This is a genomic window from Pseudomonas sp. Ma2-10, assembly GCF_054330215.1.
The window spans coordinates 122,333-141,617 of the sequence record NZ_JBTEYL010000004.1; the positions used below are offsets into that span (position 1 = coordinate 122,333).

Annotated in this window: 12 protein-coding genes, 1 other RNA gene and 1 pseudogene; 6 read left to right on the forward strand and 8 right to left on the reverse strand. The window is 59.1% G+C overall.

All coding sequences use genetic code 11. The features are described from left to right. Positions 1–102 precede the first annotated feature (102 nt). Positions 103–411, forward strand: a pseudogene (locus tag ACXPVS_RS07795) (hypothetical protein); the annotation flags it as partial. Here the strand turns inward: ACXPVS_RS07795 and ACXPVS_RS07800 are convergent. Further along, complete coding sequence (locus ACXPVS_RS07800) at positions 317–2,017, reverse strand: putative bifunctional diguanylate cyclase/phosphodiesterase (RefSeq protein ID WP_458509412.1); 1,701 nt, start codon at positions 2,015–2,017, stop codon at positions 317–319. The pseudogene ACXPVS_RS07795 and the gene ACXPVS_RS07800 sit on opposite strands and share 95 nt — an antisense overlap. A gap of 283 nt (positions 2,018–2,300) precedes the next feature. Between ACXPVS_RS07800 and ACXPVS_RS07805 the strand changes: the two genes are divergently transcribed. After that, the gene (locus ACXPVS_RS07805) at positions 2,301–2,615 is read left to right on the forward strand and encodes a helix-turn-helix domain-containing protein (protein WP_458509413.1); all 315 of its coding nucleotides are present in this window, start codon (positions 2,301–2,303) and stop codon (positions 2,613–2,615) included. A 179-nt stretch (positions 2,616–2,794) separates the two neighbouring features. Here ACXPVS_RS07805 and ffs read toward each other — a convergent pair. The 6 genes from ffs to ACXPVS_RS07835 form a co-directional block, all read right to left on the reverse strand. Further along, positions 2,795–2,891: signal recognition particle sRNA small type (gene ffs, locus ACXPVS_RS07810), an RNA gene on the reverse strand. A 168-nt stretch (positions 2,892–3,059) separates the two neighbouring features. Continuing rightward, positions 3,060–4,226, reverse strand: coding sequence for a zinc-binding metallopeptidase family protein (locus tag ACXPVS_RS07815; protein ID WP_458509414.1), 1,167 nt, complete (start codon positions 4,224–4,226; stop codon positions 3,060–3,062). 64 nt (positions 4,227–4,290) lie between these two features. Next, complete coding sequence (gene ligA, locus ACXPVS_RS07820) at positions 4,291–6,648, reverse strand: NAD-dependent DNA ligase LigA (RefSeq protein WP_458509415.1); 2,358 nt, start codon at positions 6,646–6,648, stop codon at positions 4,291–4,293. A gap of 91 nt (positions 6,649–6,739) precedes the next feature. Further along, a complete protein-coding gene (gene zipA / locus ACXPVS_RS07825) occupies positions 6,740–7,594 on the reverse strand; it encodes a cell division protein ZipA (RefSeq protein WP_458509416.1) in 855 nt (284 codons plus the stop codon). 258 nt (positions 7,595–7,852) lie between these two features. Beyond that, complete coding sequence (gene smc / locus ACXPVS_RS07830) at positions 7,853–11,341, reverse strand: chromosome segregation protein SMC (protein ID WP_458509417.1); 3,489 nt, start codon at positions 11,339–11,341, stop codon at positions 7,853–7,855. Positions 11,342–11,343: 2 nt separating this feature from the next. Beyond that, a complete protein-coding gene (locus ACXPVS_RS07835; RefSeq protein WP_458509418.1) occupies positions 11,344–12,003 on the reverse strand; it encodes a GntR family transcriptional regulator in 660 nt (219 codons plus the stop codon). 266 nt (positions 12,004–12,269) lie between these two features. On the opposite strand from ACXPVS_RS07835, the gene xdhA reads away from it, so the two are divergent. The 4 genes from xdhA to guaD all read left to right on the forward strand — a co-directional run bounded on the left by xdhA (position 12,270) and on the right by guaD (position 18,366). Further along, positions 12,270–13,739: a xanthine dehydrogenase small subunit gene (xdhA, locus tag ACXPVS_RS07840; protein ID WP_458509419.1), complete on the forward strand. Its 1,470-nt coding sequence runs from the start codon at positions 12,270–12,272 to the stop codon at positions 13,737–13,739. Further along, a complete protein-coding gene (xdhB, locus tag ACXPVS_RS07845) occupies positions 13,732–16,131 on the forward strand; it encodes a xanthine dehydrogenase molybdopterin binding subunit (protein WP_458509420.1) in 2,400 nt (799 codons plus the stop codon). The genes xdhA and xdhB overlap by 8 nt, the downstream gene beginning before the upstream one ends. Before the next feature lie 76 nt (positions 16,132–16,207). Further along, positions 16,208–17,053: a xanthine dehydrogenase accessory protein XdhC gene (gene xdhC / locus ACXPVS_RS07850; protein WP_458509421.1), complete on the forward strand. Its 846-nt coding sequence runs from the start codon at positions 16,208–16,210 to the stop codon at positions 17,051–17,053. An 8-nt stretch (positions 17,054–17,061) separates the two neighbouring features. Continuing rightward, positions 17,062–18,366, forward strand: a complete 1,305-nt coding sequence (guaD, locus tag ACXPVS_RS07855) for a guanine deaminase (RefSeq protein ID WP_458509422.1) — start codon at positions 17,062–17,064, stop codon at positions 18,364–18,366. A gap of 93 nt (positions 18,367–18,459) precedes the next feature. Here guaD and ACXPVS_RS07860 read toward each other — a convergent pair whose 3' ends face one another. Further along, a complete protein-coding gene (locus tag ACXPVS_RS07860) occupies positions 18,460–19,224 on the reverse strand; it encodes a GntR family transcriptional regulator (protein WP_458509423.1) in 765 nt (254 codons plus the stop codon). Between the last annotated feature and the right edge of the window lie 61 nt (positions 19,225–19,285).

Consider the following 19,285-nt stretch of genomic DNA (forward strand, 5'->3'; position numbering starts at 1 on the left):
GTTTATCAATACCGGAGCGTTTAGGCGGCTGGCCTTTGGGGCACTGCTGTTGATCAGCCTGAATGTCGCTGGCGCCGAGCCGCCATTGCGCTTCGTGGGGCCCGACTGCATCGCCAAGACGCGCGCAACCAGGAACAGGTGCTGGAAAAACTCCTGGCCGGACGCTATCACTACGCCGTAAGCCATCAATGGACACTGGACTGGTTCAACCAGCGCATTTTGCGCACCTTGGTGCGAATGAAAATGTCCGGGGAAATCGACGACATTATCCGACTCTACATGGGTGGCGAGCCACTCGAGGCACCCAACGACAGTCTTAACCGGCCTGCTCCAGCATCTGCCATTGCGGCGGCGCTACAAAACCCTCGACCCAGCCCGGCACTTCTGCGGGCGGCATCGGCCGGGCAATGAAATAGCCTTGAGCAACTTCGCAGCCCAGGCGCAGCAGCAATTCACCGTGCTCGATACTTTCCAGCCCTTCGGCGATCACCTGCCGGCCAAAGGCCCGCGCCAGGCCAATGACCGCCATGGTCAGGGCCAGATCATCACGATCATTAACGATGTCGCGCACAAACGACTTGTCGATCTTAATGGTTTGGGTTTGCAAACGCTTGAGGTAGCTCAGGGACGAATAACCGGTGCCGAAGTCTCCCAGTGAAAACTGCACCCCCAGCGCCTGACAGGCCTGTAAACAGGCGCTGACATGCTGAATATTCTCAATCGCCACCGATTCGACGATTTCCAGATCGAGCATCTGCGGAGCCACCTGGGCATGCCGGGCGAGCACGTGCTTGAGTCGGTCGACAAAATCCGCGCGCTGGAAATGTCGTGCCGCAATATTAATGCTGACTGGCCAGCCCTGTCCCGCTTGCTGCCAATGGTGCAACTGCGACAGGACCTGATCCATTACCCACTCACCAATGTCGATGATCAGGTCCGTTTCTTCCACCAGCGGCAAAAACTCTCGGGCCGGCATCATGCCCTGTTGCGGATGCTCCCAACACAGCAACGCCTCGAAGCCGACAACCTCGCCACGACGCATGTTCACCTTGGGCTGGAAATGCACACGCAACTCACCGCCAGCCAGCGCCTGGCGCACTCGCACGACCGTCTGATGAGTGGCCTTGACCTCCTGATCCCGGGACACGTCGAACAAATGAAAGCGATTGCGACCGCGTTGTTTCGCCACGTACATGGCCTGATCGGCATGACGCAACAGGGTTTCGGCGTCTTCATTGTCGTGAGGGAACAAGGTGACACCGATACTGGCAAACACATTGATGTCCTTGCCATGCAGCGAGTACGGCGCCGAAATGGCGCCGAGCACCCGGTTCAACGCCGCACGCAGTTCCGGCAGATCGCGCACGTATCGCAACACCAGTACAAACTCGTCACCCGCCAAGCGCGCCACGACATCTTCGCCCCGCACGATGGTGCGCAAACGCTTGGCCACCTCGACCAACAGCAGATCGCCACTGGCATGCCCATAGCCATCGTTGACCGCTTTGAAGCCGTCGAGGTCAAGCATGCACACCGCCAGCGGGATGTTTTCGTGCCGGGAGAACTCTAGCGCCTGATCCAGCAAATCCGAGAGGAACGCGCGATTCGGCAGCCCGGTCAGCACGTCATGCCCCACCCGCCATTGCAGTGAATGCAGCAATTGGTGTTTTTCGCTGATGTCGAAACGAATCGAAAGATAACGGTCAACCCGCCCGGTAGCATCATCAAGCACCGGCACCATGGTGCTGTCGACCCAATACAGGCTGCCGTCCTTGGCGCGATTACAAATCTCGCCTTTCCAGACCTTGCCCAAGGCGATGGCACGCCACATGGCCGCGAAGAAATCGGCGGAGTGCAGACCGGAGTTGAGGAGACGATGGTTCTGTCCAAGCAGTTCTTCGCGGCTATAGCCGGAAACGGCACAGAACTGATCGTTGACATGGGTGATCCGGCCGCTCAGATCGGTCTCGGAAAAAATCGCGGCGGCATCGACGGCCCTGCGGTATTTCTCATCCATGAGTCAGGCTCGCTGTGGCTAGCGGTGATACCGCTCAACCAGTGCAGGATGCCCGGAAGAGATGTTTTTATAGGTAATGCGCAGCAACACGATATCACTCCATAAACAGTGATTGATGGCCTCCTGACAGCAGAGTTCAACTAACCTTAAAGGCGCCAAACACCCATTTTTAGCGGCGATTCTACGAAATGCATCACATTTTGCAAAGCAAGGTGATGGATCATGCAGTTGCCTAATGCGAAGATCTATCGTTAAGTTCTTGATTCTAAATGGGAATTAAGCGATGCAAATTTTAAGCTTGGGCGCGGCCATTCGACGCTACCGCAAGGTCGCAGGGCTTACTCAGGCTGAACTCGGCGAAAAAACCGGTTTTGACCCCAAAACCATCAGCCGCTTCGAAACCGGCACCTACACCCCCAGCGTGGAAGCCTTGTTCCTGTTTGCCGATGTGTTGGGTGTGAGGCTAAAAGCCTTTTTCGCAGATTTAGGCGATGAAGATGAACAGCGGGCATATCTGTTCGGTGTCATCCATAAAGCCACCCCGAAGGATCTGGGAAAGCTGATTGCAGCGGTTGACCAGGCCTTGTCCAAGCCTTAGTGCCCGAAATGAAAAAGGAGGCCGGGCTGTCGCATTCGACAGCCCGGCCTCCTTTTATGTGTTCGCTCTGAAAACTGGAAACGAAAAAAACCGCCCTGGACAAGATCCGTGGCAGCGCAACAAGTAAGTATTTTTAGACAGATAACGCGAGAGGGACTCGCGGTGCGTTATGGAGGCAACCCCACCAGCCACACCCCGGCACACAATGTTCCCGCTGTGGCTGCTTCCTTCCGGATCTGACCAGGTTCACGGGTAATCGTTGCGGGGGGACCGATGGGGTCACCATAACGACGCTCACCTGACGGCGAGCCGCGCCATTGTACCTATCTGAGACGAAGTTACAACCGTTCGATCCAGATTAAAAATATGAATCAGGTCAAGGACATGCGCAGGACGCGAAACACCAACGCCCATAGCCGCTGGCGAGGCTGCACTCAGCAGACTCTACAAGTCCTGCAACACCTCATCCGCCCGACCACCCTCCTGCTGGATCACCAGGTGGATGAAGTGCAGCTTGGCGATCACTGCCGGCGGCAGGACGAACGGATAGAAATCCGGCTGTCCCATGCTGCGAGACAGCTCATTAAGCATGCCGGCCAGTTCGATCCAGGCATTGACGAACGACAGAAACGCCGCGCCGCCGGAATGCTGTGGATCATAGAGGGTGCTTGGGGGAAACGGCTGATAGTCGAGGTCTATCTCCCGGGCACTCATCCCGAACCCCAACGCCGTATCTACCGCATCCATCATGTGCAGGTAGTGGGCCCAGGTTTCAGCCCAATCCTCCCACGGATGCATGGTCGCGTAGGCGCTGACGTAATGTTGCTGCCAGTCGAGCGGCGCGCCTTGCTGGTAGTGCCGTTCGAGCGCGTCGGTGTAGCGGGCGCGTTCGTCGCCAAACAGGCCACGGAACGGTTCCAGCCAATGGCGGTTGGCGATCAACCGATCCCAGTAGTAATGCCCGACTTCATGCCGAAAATGCCCGAGCAGCGTGCGATAAGGTTCGTGCATCTGCACCCGAATCTGCTCGCGATGAGCATCGTCGGCTTCTTTGATATCGAGGGTGATCAGACCATTGGCGTGACCCGTGGTTGGCGGCTTGCCTTCGAGATCGACACCGATAAAATCGAACGCCAGGCCCGTCTCTTCATCCACGGTTTTGGGAATCACCTGTAAACCCAGGCTAACCAACTGTGCGACCAGCCGCCGCTTGGCCGTTTCGACCTTGCGCCAGCGTTCGTGGTTTTCGGCAATCGACAGATCGGGGATGGTGTGGTTCAGGCTACAGGCGATGCATAAAGCATCGCGATCATTGGCGCGCAACAGCCAGTTGCACGCGGCCGGGGAATCGAGGTTGGCACAGCGGCGAAAGACACCAGCCTCGGGATCGGCGTCAAGCAACCAGGTATCAGCCTGCAAGCCGGGCTGCAGCGACGATAGGCGACTCTGCTCCGGCTGATAACCCAACGCCGCCGAACACGCCAGACACTGGCTGTTGCGAAAAAACAGTGACTGCCCGCAGCGACACGGCCAGACCTTGCTGTTGCGCGAGCTTTCGCCGATGAAGGGTGCAGCGATGCGCGAGCTGAGCTGTTCGAAGAAGCGGTACATGGCCATCTCCCCTGAGGCTTGCCAAGACTAGATCATTCCCGCGTTTTGTGCGGGAACCGCACCCCTAAACCGAAATGCCGTGTTTGCCAAGAAACTCGACAAAAGCCTCTTCATCCAGAACCTTCAACCCCAGCTCATTGGCCTTCGCCAACTTGGAACCTGCACCGGGCCCAGCGACCACACAATGAGTCTTGGCCGACACCGAGCCCGCGACCTTGGCCCCGAGGCTTTCAAGCTTGTCCTTGGCGATGTCGCGGCTCATCAACTCCAGCGAACCGGTCAGCACCCAGGCCTGCCCGGCCAGCGGCAAGCCTTCAACGATTTTCTTCTCGCTCTGCCAGTGCATGCCGAAATCGCGCAGCTGTTTCTCGGCGGCTTCGGCAATTTGACGATTTTGCGCAATCGCAAAGAACTCCCGAACCGAAGTGGCTTGTTTTTCCGGCAGCGCCTGGCGCATATCCAGCCAATCGGCGTTGAAAACCCCTTCAAGCGAACCAAACTTGTCCGCCAACTTCTGCGCCCCACCCGGCCCGACCGAAGGTATGTGCAGCTTGTCGAGGAAACCACCCAACGTGGTGCTGGCAGCAAACTCGGCGCCCAACTCGCCCTGATCCTGAATCTGCAGGCCGTGCTTGAGCAGATCCTTGATCACCTGCGGGTTATGCGCATCTTCGAAGAAGCTGTGAATCTCGTGAGCCACTTCCAGGCCAACGTCCGGCAAATACGTGAGCACTTGCGGCAACGCCTGCTGAACCCGCTCCAGCGCACCCAGAGAACGCGCCAGCACCTTGGCTGTCTCTTCACCGACATCGGGAATCCCGAGGGCATAGATGAAGCGGGCCAGGCTTGGCTGCTTGCTGTCTTCGATGGCGCTGAGCAAGTTCTTGCTCGACAACTCGGCAAAACCTTCCAGATCGACAATGTGTTCGAATGTCAGCGCGTACAAATCAGCCGGCGAACTCACCAGCCCTTCGTCCACCAGTTGCTCGACACTCTTCTCCCCCAGGCCCTCGATGTCCATGGCGCGACGGGAGACGAAGTGAATGATGGCCTGCTTGAGTTGCGCACCGCAGGCCAGACGACCGACGCAGCGGTACACCGCGCCTTCACTGACGGTCTCGCGACCTTTGCTGCGCTTGACCAGTTGCGTGCGCTCGACATGAGAACCGCAGACCGGGCATTTCTCGGGAATCCGTACTGGCCGCGCGTCGTCCGGACGGCGCTCGATGACCACTTGCACCACCTGCGGAATCACATCGCCGGCGCGGCGGATGATCACCGTGTCGCCGATCATCAGGCCCAGACGCGCCACTTCATCCATGTTGTGCAACGTCGCGTTGGCCACGGTCACACCGGCCACCTTGACCGGTTTCAAGCGCGCCACCGGCGTCACCGCACCGGTACGACCAACCTGAAACTCCACATCAAGCAATTCAGTGAGTTCTTCCATCGCCGGGAATTTGTGCGCGATCGCCCAGCGCGGTTCACGCGCACGAAAGCCCAGCTCACGCTGCGAAGCAATGCTGTTGACCTTGAACACCACGCCGTCGATTTCGTAGGGCAGCGAATTTCGGCGCTCACCGATGTCGCGGTAGTAATCCAGGCATTCGACCATGCCGTGAGCCCGTTTCAACTCATGACTGATCGGCATGCCCCAAGCCTTGAGCTGCTTGAGATTGCCAATGTGCGTATCAGCAATATCGGCCGAAATCTGACCGATGCCATAGCAGCAAAACTCCAACGGACGGTTGGCCGTGATCTTCGAATCCAGCTGGCGCAAACTGCCCGCCGCCGCGTTGCGCGGATTGGCGAAGGTCTTGCCGCCAACTTCCAGCTGCGTGGCGTTGAGCCGCTCAAAACCGGCCTTGGACATGAACACTTCGCCGCGTACTTCCAGGGTCGCCGGCCAGCCGGCACCTTGCAGCTTGAGCGGAATGTTGCGCACGGTACGCACGTTGACACTGATGTCTTCGCCTGTGGTGCCGTCGCCGCGAGTCGCACCGCGCACCAGCACGCCATCCTGATACAGCAAGCTGACCGCCAGGCCATCGAGCTTGGGTTCGCAGCTGTATTCCACCACCGCGCCGCCACCGAACAAGTCGCCGGCCGGCAGGTCGAGACCTTCGGTTACCCGGCGATCGAACTCGCGCATGTCGGTTTCTTCGAAGGCGTTGCCGAGGCTGAGCATCGGTACTTCGTGACGCACCTGAGTGAACGCCGACAGCGCTGCACTGCCGACGCGCTGGGTTGGCGAGTCGCGGGTGATCAGTTCGGGATGGGCCGCTTCGAGGGCTTTGAGCTCGTGGAACAACCGATCATATTCGGCGTCCGGAATGCTCGGCTCGTCCAGCACGTGGTAGCGATAGTTATGCTGATCCAACTCAGCACGCAGCTCTAGAATGCGGTTTTTGGCGGCGGTCATGGGTGTTCTCTCATAAAGCAAAAGAGCAGCCGAGGCTGCTCTATCTATTTTGCTGATCGTCCCGCGCACAGCGCGGGAACAACCTTTTGAATCAACGCTTCTGGGTCAGGGCGCGACGTTCGAATTCAACGATGCGCTGGCGATAATGCTCAATCGTCTGGGCAGTCAACACACTGCGCTGGTCGTCTTTCAGTTCGCCGTTCAGCTCTTGGGACAGTTTGCGCGCTGCGGCCACCATCACGTCGAAGGCTTGCTTGGGATGACGCGGGCCTGGCAGGCCGAGGAAGAAGCTCACTGCCGGCGTGCTGAAGTGATCGATATCGTCCAGATCGAAGACGCCCGGCTTGACCGCATTGGCCATCGAGAACAGGACTTCGCCGTTACCGGCCATGCTTTCGTGGCGGTGGAAGATGTCCATCTCACCAAAACGCAGACCGCTTTCCAGAATGTTCTGCAACAACGCCGGGCCCTTGAAGCCGACGGCGTCGCGGCAGATCACGCTGATCACCAGCACTTCTTCGGCTTGCGGTTGTTCCTTGTCGCTGGTCGAACTCGACGCCTTGGCGCCATCCGGGAAATCGTCGTCACGGCTGCTGAAGCTCGGGCCGCCGTCCAGATCCAAGCTGAGGTTCATGTCGCCTTGCGAAGGTTCGCCATGGCCACGCTTGCCGCGCTTGGAACCTGACTCACGCGGTTCACGGGCAACCATGCTCACCGACGGTAGATCGTGCTCGTCCAGTTGCGGTTCTTTATGTGTGTCCAGCACGCGGGGCGGGCCCAACAGCTCGGCGCTGGTGTCCTCGTCCGGCAAGTTGGACAAATTTCGGTCGAGACGGAATTTCAGTTTCCCCTTGCCGCCGCGCATGCGACGCCAGCCATCGAAAAGAATACCGGCAATGACAATAATGCCGATGACGATCAGCCACTCGCGCAGACCGATTTCCATGTAATCCCGTGCCTCTATAAAAAATGCTGAAAAATAAGGGGCTTACAACTCGCAAACCGCTTTAAAACGTGGCGCCAACTCTATGTTCTGACAGGCGTTTTGCCCACGTATACGAAAAATTGACATTAAACTAGCACGACCAAAGGCAACTTTACACCGTCTGTCACAACGGCTTGCGCGAATATGTCGATTGGCCAGCAAGTCAAGACAGGTAAATAAGTCCTACAACTCAAAAATACCTCTCTTACAAGCGCCGACTCAGGCATCCACCATCGCCATCGCCTCCTCGACATCCACTGCCACCAGACGCGAGCAACCCGGTTCGTGCATCGTCACCCCCATCAGTTGCTCGGCCATTTCCATGGCGATCTTGTTGTGGGTGATATAGATGAACTGCACCGTCTGCGACATCTCTTTGACCAGTCGAGCGTAGCGTCCAACGTTAGCGTCATCCAAAGGCGCGTCAACTTCATCGAGCATGCAGAACGGCGCCGGATTCAACTTGAAGATGGCAAAAACCAGAGCCAATGCCGTCAGGGCTTTTTCGCCACCGGAGAGCAAATGGATGGTGCTGTTCTTCTTTCCTGGCGGCTGCGCCATGATCGTTACCCCTGTATCGAGTAGATCTTCGCCCGTCAGTTCCAAATACGCGCGCCCACCACCGAAAACTTTTGGGAAAAGGGCCTGTAAACCGCCATTGATCTGATCAAAGGTATCTTTGAAACGGTTTCGGGTTTCCTTGTCGATCTTGCGAATCACGTTTTCAAGGGTATCCAGCGCCTCGACCAAATCGTCGTTCTGCGCATCCAGATAACGTTTACGCTCGGATTGTTGCTGGTATTCGTCGATGGCCGCCAGGTTGATCGCACCGAGGCGCTGGATACGCGCGGCAATGCGTTCGAGTTCTTCTTCGGCGTCTTTCTCGTTGGCCTCGGCCACCAGCGTGGCGAGTACGCCATGGAGATCGTAGCCGTCTTCCAGCAACTGATCTTCGAGTGCCTTGCGGCGCACGGTCAGGGCTTGCCATTCCATGCGCTGGGTTTCCATCTGGCCGCGAATCATTTGCGATTGCTGCTCCGCCTGACTGCGACGTTTTTCCGCGTCGCGCAGTTCACGGTCGGCGTCTTCCAGAGCGATCTGCGCAGTCTTGAGTTCTTCGTCGACGGTCATGCGCTTGTCGAGCAACTCTTCAAGTTTGAGGCGCAACTCTTCAAGTGGTGCCTCGCCCTCCTCCAGGTTGAGACTGAGCTGTTCGCGCTTCTCGGTCAGGCGTTCGAACTGCATTTCCAGGCGTTCCAGCGCCTGACGCGTTGAGTCGTGTTGTGCCTTGAGCGAACCCAGACGCACCGCCAGTTGATGGGCGTGATCCTTGTGCTGCCGGGCTTCCTGACGCACCCGGTCAAGTCGCTCGCGCAAGCTGTCGCGCTGGGCCAGCAGCAACTCGCGCTGCTCGGTGTCCAGCGCCATGCTGTCCAGGGCTTCCTGCAATTGCAGGCGCGCTTCGCCGATATTTTCGTGTTCCAGCGTCCGCTGCTCAGCCAACTCGGTGAGTTCTTCGTCCAGTCGTGTACGGCGCAAGGTCAATTGTTCGGCCTTGGCTTTACCGGCGGACAACTGGGCTTTTAACTCACCTTGTTGACGCGCTTCGTCTTGCAGCAGACGGCGCAGGTGTTCGCGACCGTTTTCTTGCTGACGCTGCTGCGCCCTGAGATTCTGAAGTTGAGTTTCCAGGGTTTCAACCGTGGCTTCGCGCTCTTCACGTTCAAGACCCAGACGCTGGATTTCCTGAGCCCGGGCGAGCACACCGCTTTCCGCTTCGCTGGCCCGGCGTACGCGCAAAAAGTGTTGACCGACCCAGTAACCGTCGCGGCTGATCAGGCTCTGGCCGGCGGCCAATTGATTGCGCAGGGCCAACGCCTCTTCAAGGCTATCGACCGGTTTAACCTGCCCCAACCATGGTGCAAGATCGATCTGCGCTTCAACTTTATCGAGCAAGCTACCGGGCACCCGCACGCCATCTGTGGCCGGGCTGAGCAAACGCAAATCGCCTTGGGCAAAACCGGCCAGATCGAAATCGCCGAAATCATCCACCAGCACCGCTTGCAGGTCGGCGCCGAGCACGGTTTCCACCGCCAGCTCCCAACCGGCTTCGACTTTCAGGCCTTCGGCCAGACGCGGACGGTCCGCCAAATGCTGCTCGCGGAGCCATTGAGCGGTGCCGGTGCCGGGATCGAGTGCCGCTTGCTGCAAGGCTTCAAGGGAGGCGAGACGACCGTTCAGACGCTGCAAATCGCCCTGAGCCTGCTGCTGATTTTGCAGCGCTAATTGCAGTTCCTGACGAAGTTGCTCAAGGCGTTCGACCTGGGCCTCTTCGCTGGCCTGCAAGTCTTCCAGCGTTGCTTCGCTGGCGGCGAGTTGCTCGCTGAGTTCCATGATCGCTGCGTCTTCCGGGTCTGCCGAGAGCAACGCTCGCTCTTCGCCAAGACGCTTCTGGCGATCGGCCAGGCGCTCCATGCTGGTTTCCAACTGCTGGATGCGCGACTGCTGAACTTCGGACTGGCGACGCGGCTCGGCGGCCGTCAGGTTGAAGGTGTCCCATTGCTCTTGCCAGGCGTGCATGGTGGTTTCGGATTCTTCCAGCGCGGCGGCAGCTTCTTCGGCGGCGGCGCTGGTGACTTCCTGTTCGGGGGTGAGCATGTCGAGCTCTTCGCCCAGCGTCAGCAGCAAAGTGCGGTCGTGGCCCAGGTGAGATTCAGTTTCCAGACGCGTACGCTCGGCTTCTTTCAGGTCGTCCTGCAATTGGCGCAAACGCTGCTGACCATGCTGGATACTCTGCTCGACCCGGGCGATGTCGCCGCCGACCGAATAGAAGCGCCCCTGCACCAGATTGAAGCGTTCGGACAGGTCGTGGTGCCCGTCGCGCAAGCGTTCGATAGCCGCATCGGCGTTTCGCTGCTCGGCCACCAGCGCTTCGAAGGTGACTTCCTGATTGCCGATGATCGCTTCGCGCTGACCGACCTGTTCATTCAAAGCCTGCCAGCGCAGAGCCGACAGTTGGGCCTTGAGCTGACGTTCCTCGCCCTTGTATTCCTGATATTTCTTGGCGGCCTCGGCCTGGCGGTACAAGCGTTCAAGCTGACGCTCGAGCTCTTCGCGCAGGTCGGTCAGGCGAGCCAGGTTTTCGTGGGTGCGGCGAATGCGGTTTTCTGTCTCGCGCCGGCGCTCCTTGTACTTGGAGATGCCCGCCGCTTCTTCAATGAAGTTGCGCAGGTCTTCGGGCTTTGACTCGATCAGCTTGGAGATCATCCCCTGTTCGATAATCGAGTAGCTGCGCGGGCCCAGGCCTGTACCCAAAAAGATGTCGGTGATATCGCGACGGCGGCATTTGGTGCCGTTGAGGTAATAAGTGGTCTGGCTGTCGCGGGTCACTTTGCGGCGAATGGAGATTTCCGCGTAGGCCGCGTATTCGCCGAGCAGGGTGCCGTCAGAGTTATCGAACACCAGCTCGATGCTGGCCTGGCTCACCGGTTTACGGCTGGTGGAGCCGTTGAAGATGACGTCGGTCATCGACTCGCCGCGCAGGTTCTTGGCCGAACTCTCGCCCATCACCCAGCGAACGGCATCGATGATGTTCGACTTGCCGCAACCATTGGGCCCGACCACCGCCGCCATGTTACTGGGGAAGTTCACCGTGGTCGGGTCGACGAAGGATTTGAACCCCGCCAGTTTGATGCACTTTAGCCGCACGCTTAAGCGTCCGTCAGGGCAGAAACCACCAGATCACTGCTGCGCTGGGCATACGCCGTCAGCACAATGCGGATCTGCGGAAAATCACGGGCCAGCACGGCGGCGAGCAAGCGTTCGAACAGTTCTAGGAACTCGCTCATCGAGGCCTTGCGCTGTTCCAGGGCGAGGAAATACGCGCGGCTCATGGCCGGCTGCAAATTTTCGACGGTTTCCTGCAAGTACGGGTTGTTGGCGAACGGATACGCGGCGCGCATCACACTGAAGCTGTCGTCGACAAAGGTGCGAATGTCCTGGCGCTCGTAACTGGCGGTCAGGCGCTGCTGAATTTGCACGAACGGCGCCATGTCGGCCTGGACTTGCCAGCCGCCGGCCACTGCATTGCCCAGCAGAATGTAAAGCTCGCTCATTAGCGTGCACAGGCTCTGGACCTTGTGGACGGTGAGCTCGGTCACGTGGGCGCCGCGTCGCGGCAGGATCGCGATCAGGTGGCGGCGCTCGAGGATCAGCAAGGCTTCACGGACCGAACCGCGGCTGACATTGAGGGCCAGCGTGACCTTCTGTTCCTGGATGCGCTCCCCGGGCTTCATTTCGCCACGAATGATGCGTTCGGCGAGGTGGTGAGCTATTTGCTCGGCGAGGCTGTCCGGCGCCTTGAACGTCATGGTTGTCCTTCAAACTCTTCGATTTGCACAAGCGGCGCAGTGTAGCGCACATGAAGGGTCATGGCGGAGTGCCCACTCGGCGGTTTTTGGCACGATTCAAGCAAAAAGCAGGCTATCGCGTAAGGGTCAATAATGAAGGTACGCGTCGTTGATCGACAAAACGCTATTTCCTGACCTTTAAGTCAGAAAATCATTGACCGCGAAGTCAGACCTGATAAATTCGGTTCAAGTCGGTTAACAACAATAATGAGTCTGCGAGGCCTTCCGTGATCCAGTTTTTACTTAACCAGGAACTCCGTAGCGAGCACGCCCTGGACCCAAACCTGACCGTGCTCAATTACTTGCGCGACCATGTAGGCAAACCCGGCACCAAAGAAGGCTGCGCCAGCGGTGACTGCGGCGCATGCACCGTGGTAGTCGGCGAGCTACAAACGGATGACAATGGCCGCGAACATATTCGCTATCGCAGCCTCAACTCGTGCCTGACATTCGTTTCGTCACTGCACGGCAAACAACTGATCAGCGTCGAAGACCTCAAGCACCAAGGCGAACTGCACAGCGTGCAGAAAGCCATGGTCGAGTGCCACGGGTCGCAATGCGGTTTTTGCACACCTGGCTTCGTCATGTCGCTGTTCGCGCTGCAAAAAAACAGCGATCAACCGGATGCTCATAAAGCCCACGAAGCACTGGCCGGCAACCTCTGCCGCTGCACAGGCTATCGGCCGATTCTGGCGGCTGCCGAACAATCCTGCTGCGCCAAGCAAACGGACCAGTTCGACGCCCGTGAAGCCGACACCATCGCTCGCCTTAAAGCCATCACCCCTACCGACATCGGCGAACTCAACAGTGGCGACAAGCGCTGCCTGGTGCCGCTGACCGTCGCCGATCTGGCTGACCTCTATGATGCTTATCCACAAGCCCGCCTGCTGGCCGGCGGTACGGACCTGGCGCTGGAAGTCACGCAGTTCCACCGCATCCTGCCGGTGATGATCTACGTCGGCAACGTTGCCGAAATGAAGCGCATCGAACGCTTTGATGATCGCCTGGAAATCGGCGCCGCCACCACCCTCTCCGATTGCTACGAGGCCTTGAAAGCCGAGTACCCGGACTTCGGCGAATTGCTGCAACGCTTTGCGTCGCTGCAGATCCGCAACCAGGGCACCCTCGGCGGCAACATCGGCAACGCCTCGCCGATCGGTGACTCCCCGCCCCTGCTGATTGCGTTGGGTGCGCAGATCGTTTTGTGCAAAGGCGAAACCCGCCGCACGATGGCGCTGGAAGACTACTTCATCGATTACCGGGTCACCGCGCGTCAGGAAAGCGAGTTCATCGAAAAGATCATCGTGCCGCGTGCCAGCGCCGAACAACTGTTCCGCGCCTACAAAGTTTCCAAGCGTCTGGACGATGACATTTCCGCTGTCTGTGCCGCGTTCAACCTGCGCATCGACAACGGCGTGATCGCCGACGCCCGCGTCGCCTTCGGCGGCATGGCGGCAACGCCAAAACGCGCCAAGGCCTGCGAAACTGTATTGCTCGGCGCTACCTGGGGCTCTCCATCTCAAGTGCACGACACCGTCGAACGCGCCTGCGCCGCGCTGGCCGAAGATTTCACGCCGCTCTCGGACTTTCGCGCCAGCAAGGAATACCGCCTGCTGAGCGCGCAAAACCTGCTGCGTAAATACTTCATCGAACTGCAAACACCGCACATCGAGACTCGGGTGACCGCTTATGTCTAATCATCACGCCGTAGAGAAGACCCAGGCCGAATTGGCTGAACTATTCGCCAAAGACCTGACCACGGGTGTCGGCCGCAGCGTCAAGCACGACAGCGCCGCCAAGCACGTGTCCGGTGAAGCGCAGTACATCGACGACCGGCTGGAATTCCCGAATCAGTTGCACGTTTATGCTCGCCTGTCGGACCGCGCCCACGCGAAAATCATCAGCATCGACACCAAGCCTTGCTACGCCTTCGAAGGCGTGCGCATCGCCATTACCCACAAAGACGTGCCGGGCCTTAAAGACATCGGCCCGTTGCTGCCGGGCGATCCATTGCTGGCTATTGATGATGTGCAATTCGTCGGTCAACCGGTGCTCGCCGTCGCGGCGAAAGACCTGGAAACCGCACGCAAAGCCGCCATGGCCGCGATCATCGAATACGAAGATCTGGAGCCGGTGCTTGACGTAGTCGAAGCGCTGCGCAAACGCCACTTTGTGCTCGACAGCCACACACACCAGCGCGGCGATTCGGCCGGCGCACTGGCGAGCGCCGAACATCGCATTCAAGGCACGTTGCACATCGGTGGCCAGGAACACTTCTATCTGGAAACCCAGATCTCTTCGGTGATGCCGACCGAAGACGGCGGCATGATCGTCTACTGCTCGACGCAGAACCCCACCGAAGTGCAGAAGCTCGTCGCCGAAGTGCTCGATGTGTCGATGAACAAAATCGTCGTCGACATGCGCCGCATGGGCGGGGGTTTCGGTGGCAAGGAAACCCAGGCCGCGAGCCCGGCGTGCCTGTGCGCAGTGATCGCGCACCTCACTGGCCAGCCGACCAAAATGCGCCTGCCACGCGTCGAAGACATGCTGATGACCGGCAAGCGTCACCCGTTCTACGTCGAATACGACGTCGGTTTCGACAGCACCGGTCGCTTGCACGGCATCGCCCTGGAACTGGCGGGTAACTGCGGTTGCTCACCGGACCTCTCGGCGTCGATTGTCGACCGTGCGATGTTCCACGCCGACAACTCGTACTACCTGGGTGATGCAACCATCAATGGTCATCGCTGCAAAACCAACACCGCGTCAAACACCGCTTACCGTGGTTTCGGTGGCCCGCAAGGCATGGTCGCTATCGAAGAGGTGATGGACGCCATCGCCCGCCATCTGGCCCTCGATCCCCTGGCGGTGCGCAAGGCCAACTACTACGGCAAGACCGAGCGCAACGTCACCCATTACTACCAGACCGTCGAGCACAACATGCTCGAGGAAATGACCGCCGAACTCGAAGAAAGCAGTCAGTACGCCGAGCGCCGCGAGGCGATTCGTCGCTACAACGCCAACAGTCCGATCCTGAAAAAAGGCCTGGCGTTGACCCCGGTGAAGTTCGGTATTTCCTTCACCGCCAGCTTCCTCAACCAGGCCGGTGCGCTGATCCATATCTACACCGATGGCAGCATTCACCTGAACCATGGCGGCACCGAAATGGGTCAGGGCCTCAACACCAAAGTCGCGCAGGTCGTGGCTGAAGTGTTCCAGGTGGAAATGGACCGCGTGCAGATCACCGCGACCAACACCGACAAGGTGCCAAACACCTCGCCGACCGCCGCGTCCAGTGGCGCCGACCTTAACGGTAAAGCCGCGCAGAACGCGGCGCAAATCATCAAAAACCGCTTGGTTGAATTTGCCGCGCGGCAGTACAAGGTCAGCGAAGAAGACGTGGAATTCCACAACGGCCACGTGCGGGTTCGTGATCACATCCTGACCTTCGAATCGCTGATCCAGCAGGCGTATTTCGCTCAGGTTTCGCTGTCGAGCACCGGGTTCTACAAGACCCCGAAAATCTTCTACGACCGTAGCCAGGCGCGGGGCCGACCGTTCTATTACTACGCCTTCGGCGCAGCGTGCTGCGAGGTGATCATCGACACCCTCACCGGCGAGTACAAAATGCTGCGCACCGACATCCTCCACGACGTCGGTGACTCACTGAACCCGGCGATCGACATCGGTCAGGTCGAGGGCGGTTTCATCCAGGGCATGGGGTGGCTGACCATGGAAGAACTGGTGTGGAACAACAAAGGCAAACTGATGACCAACGGCCCGGCCAGCTACAAGATCCCGGCGGTGGCGGACATGCCGCTGGACCTGCGGGTGAAGCTGGTGGAAAACCGTAAAAATCCGGAAGACACGGTGTTCCACTCCAAGGCCGTGGGCGAGCCGCCGTTCATGCTCGGCATCGCTGCGTGGTGTGCAATCAAGGACGCCGTGGCCAGTCTGGGCGACTACAAATATCAACCGAAAATCGACGCACCGGCGACCCCGGAGCGGGTGTTGTGGGGCTGTGAGCAGATGCGCCAGTTGAAGGCGGTGAAGGCCGAGGAAGCCGAAGTCGAGCTGGCTTCGCTGTAAGACCGAGGCGCGGCTATCGCGAGCGAGCTTGCTCGCGATGGCGGACTGACAGACAACAACGATGTTGAGGTGAAACATGTTCAACTGGATCGACGCCCTCGCCGACCTGCAATCCCAGGGCGAACCCTGCGTGTTGGTCACCATCATCGAAGAGCTCGGCTCGACGCCGCGTAACGCCGGCTCGAAGATGGTCATCAGCGCCAGCCAAAGCTTCGACACCATTGGTGGTGGGCATCTGGAATACAAGGCCCTGCAGATTGGCCGCGAGATGCTTGCCAGCGGAAAGCAGGACACGCACCTTGAGCGCTTCAGCCTCGGCGCCAGCCTGGGTCAGTGCTGCGGCGGCGTGACGGTGTTGCTGTTCGAACCGATGGGCCAGGTCCAGGCACAGATCGCCGTATTCGGTGCCGGCCACGTCGGCCGGGCGCTGGTGCCGCTGCTCGCCAGCCTGCCCTGTCGGGTGCGCTGGATCGATTCGCGGGAAGCCCAATTCCCGGAACAGATCCCCCACGGCGTACGCAAAATCGTCGCTGAAGAACCGGTGGACGAAATCGATGACCTGCCCACCGGCAGCTACTGCATCGTCATGACCCACAATCACCAGCTCGACCTCGAACTCACCGCTGCGATCCTCAAGCGCAACGACTTCGCCTACTTCGGCCTGATCGGTTCGAAGACCAAACGGGTGAAGTTCGAACACCGCTTGCGTGACCGTGGTTTCGACAGCGCCGTGCTGCAACGCATGCGCTGCCCGATGGGCATCGGCGAAGTCAAAGGCAAGTTGCCTGTGGAAATCGCCATCTCCATCGCCGGCGAAATCATCGCCACCTATAACGCCAATTTCGGCCAGCACACCGCCAGCGCCGGATCATCGATCGCCAAACTGCTGCCTGCCTCACGCCGCAGCCAAGCCACGAATTGAGAACTTTTATGCCTCTGACTCGCAAAGCCTACCGCGCCGCCATTCTGCACAGCATTGGCGACCCCGCCGAAGTGGGCATCGAAGCCTCTTATGAGTATTTCGAAGACGGCTTGCTGGTGGTCGATAACGGCCAGATCAGTGCCCTTGGTCACGCCAGCGACTTGCTGCCAACCCTGGCGGCCGATATCGACATCACCCATTATCAGGACGCGCTGATCACCCCAGGCTTCATCGATACCCACATTCACTTGCCGCAAACCGGCATGGTCGGCGCCTACGGCGAGCAGTTGCTGGACTGGCTCAACACCTACACCTTTCCGTGCGAAAGCCAGTTTGCCGACAAGGCCCACGCTGACGAAGTCGCGGGCATTTTCATCAAGGAACTGCTGCGCAACGGCACCACTACGGCGCTGGTGTTCGGCAGCGTGCATCCACAATCAGTGAACTCGTTCTTTGAAGCCGCCGAACAGCTGGACCTGCGGATGATTGCCGGCAAGGTGATGATGGACCGCAACGCGCCGGACTACCTGACCGACACCGCCGAATCCAGCTACGTCGAAAGCAAGGCGCTGATCGAACGCTGGCACGGCAAGGGTCGCCTGCACTACGCGGTCACCCCGCGGTTTGCCCCGACCAGCACCCCGGAACAGCTGACCCTCGCCGGCCAGTTGCTCAGCGAATTCCCAGACCTGTACATGCAGACTCACATCAGCGAAAACCTCAAGGAAGTCGAGTGGGTCAAGGCGCTGTTCCCGGAGCGCAAAGGCTACCTGGACGTCTACGACCACTACAAACTACTCGGCGAACGTTCCGTATTCGCCCACGGCGTACACCTGTGCGATGACGAGTGCGCGCGACTGGCGGAAACCGGCTCGGCGATCGCCTTCTGCCCGACTTCAAACTTCTTCCTCGGCAGCGGCCTGTTCAACCTGCCGATGGCCGAGAAACACAAGTTGAATGTCGGCCTCGGTACGGACGTCGGTGGCGGCACCAGTTTCTCGCTGCTGCAAACGTTGAATGAAGCGTACAAAGTCATGCAGCTACAAGGTGCGCGATTGAGCCCGTTCAAATCGCTGTACCTGGCGACCCTCGGTGGTGCGCGTGCGCTGCGCCTGGAAGACAAGATCGGCACCCTGCAACCGGGCACTGATGCAGACTTCCTGGTGCTGGACTACAACGCCACACCGCTGCTGAGTTATCGCTTGAAGCAGGCCAATAACATTGCCGAGACGTTGTTTGTGTTGTTGACGCTGGGGGATGACCGGACGGTATTGCAGACGTATGCGGCGGGGAATCAGGTGCATCAGCGCTAGTTTTCTTCGGGCCATAAAAAATCCCCCATTGCTTTGCAGCCTGGGGGATTTTTCGTGTCGTTGAGGCCGCCTTCGCGGGCAAGCCTGGGTCTATCAGAGTTTGGCGACCGGCCGCCCTGGCTTCTTGGTCTGCAACAAATGCGAGAACACCGCATGCAAATCATCCGACGCGCTTTCTTCGTCCAGGTTGAGTTTGCTGTCGATGTGATCCATGTGGTGCATCATCAGGTCCACCGCCAGTTCAGCGTTACGCGCTTCGATGGCGTCGATCAGTTGGGTGTGCTCATCGTAGGAACAGTGGGAGCGATTGCCGGTTTCGTACTGGGCAATGATCAACGACGTCTGGGACACCAGGCTGCGCTGAAAGCTGATCAGCGGCGCATTTTTCGCCGCTTCGGCCAACTTCAAGTGAAACTCGCCCGACAGACGGATGCCGGCACCGCGATCGCCACGGGAGAAGCTGTCGCGCTCGTCGTTGACCATCTGGCGCAACTCGGCAATCTGCTCGGCAGTGGCGTGCTGCACCGCCAATTCAGTGATCGCACGCTCCACCAGACGCCGCGCCATGAACACCTGGCGAGCCTCTTCGACACTCGGGCTGGCCACGACAGCGCCACGGTTCGGACGCAGCAGCACGACGCCTTCATGGGCCAGGCGCGACAGCGCGCGGCGAATGATGGTGCGACTGACCCCGAAAATTTCCCCCAGCGCTTCTTCGCTCAACTTGGTACCGGGCGCCAGACGCTGTTCGAGGATGGCCTCGAAGATATGCGCGTAGACAATATCGTCCTGGGTACCGATGCGGCCGGCTTTGCCTGCTCGCGGTTGTTTCTTTAGGGGTTGCAACTGTTCGTTCATGGGCACTCGAGTCGGAAGAACTGCGGCGAATTGACCGTGACTGTAATACGGCACAGTGGGT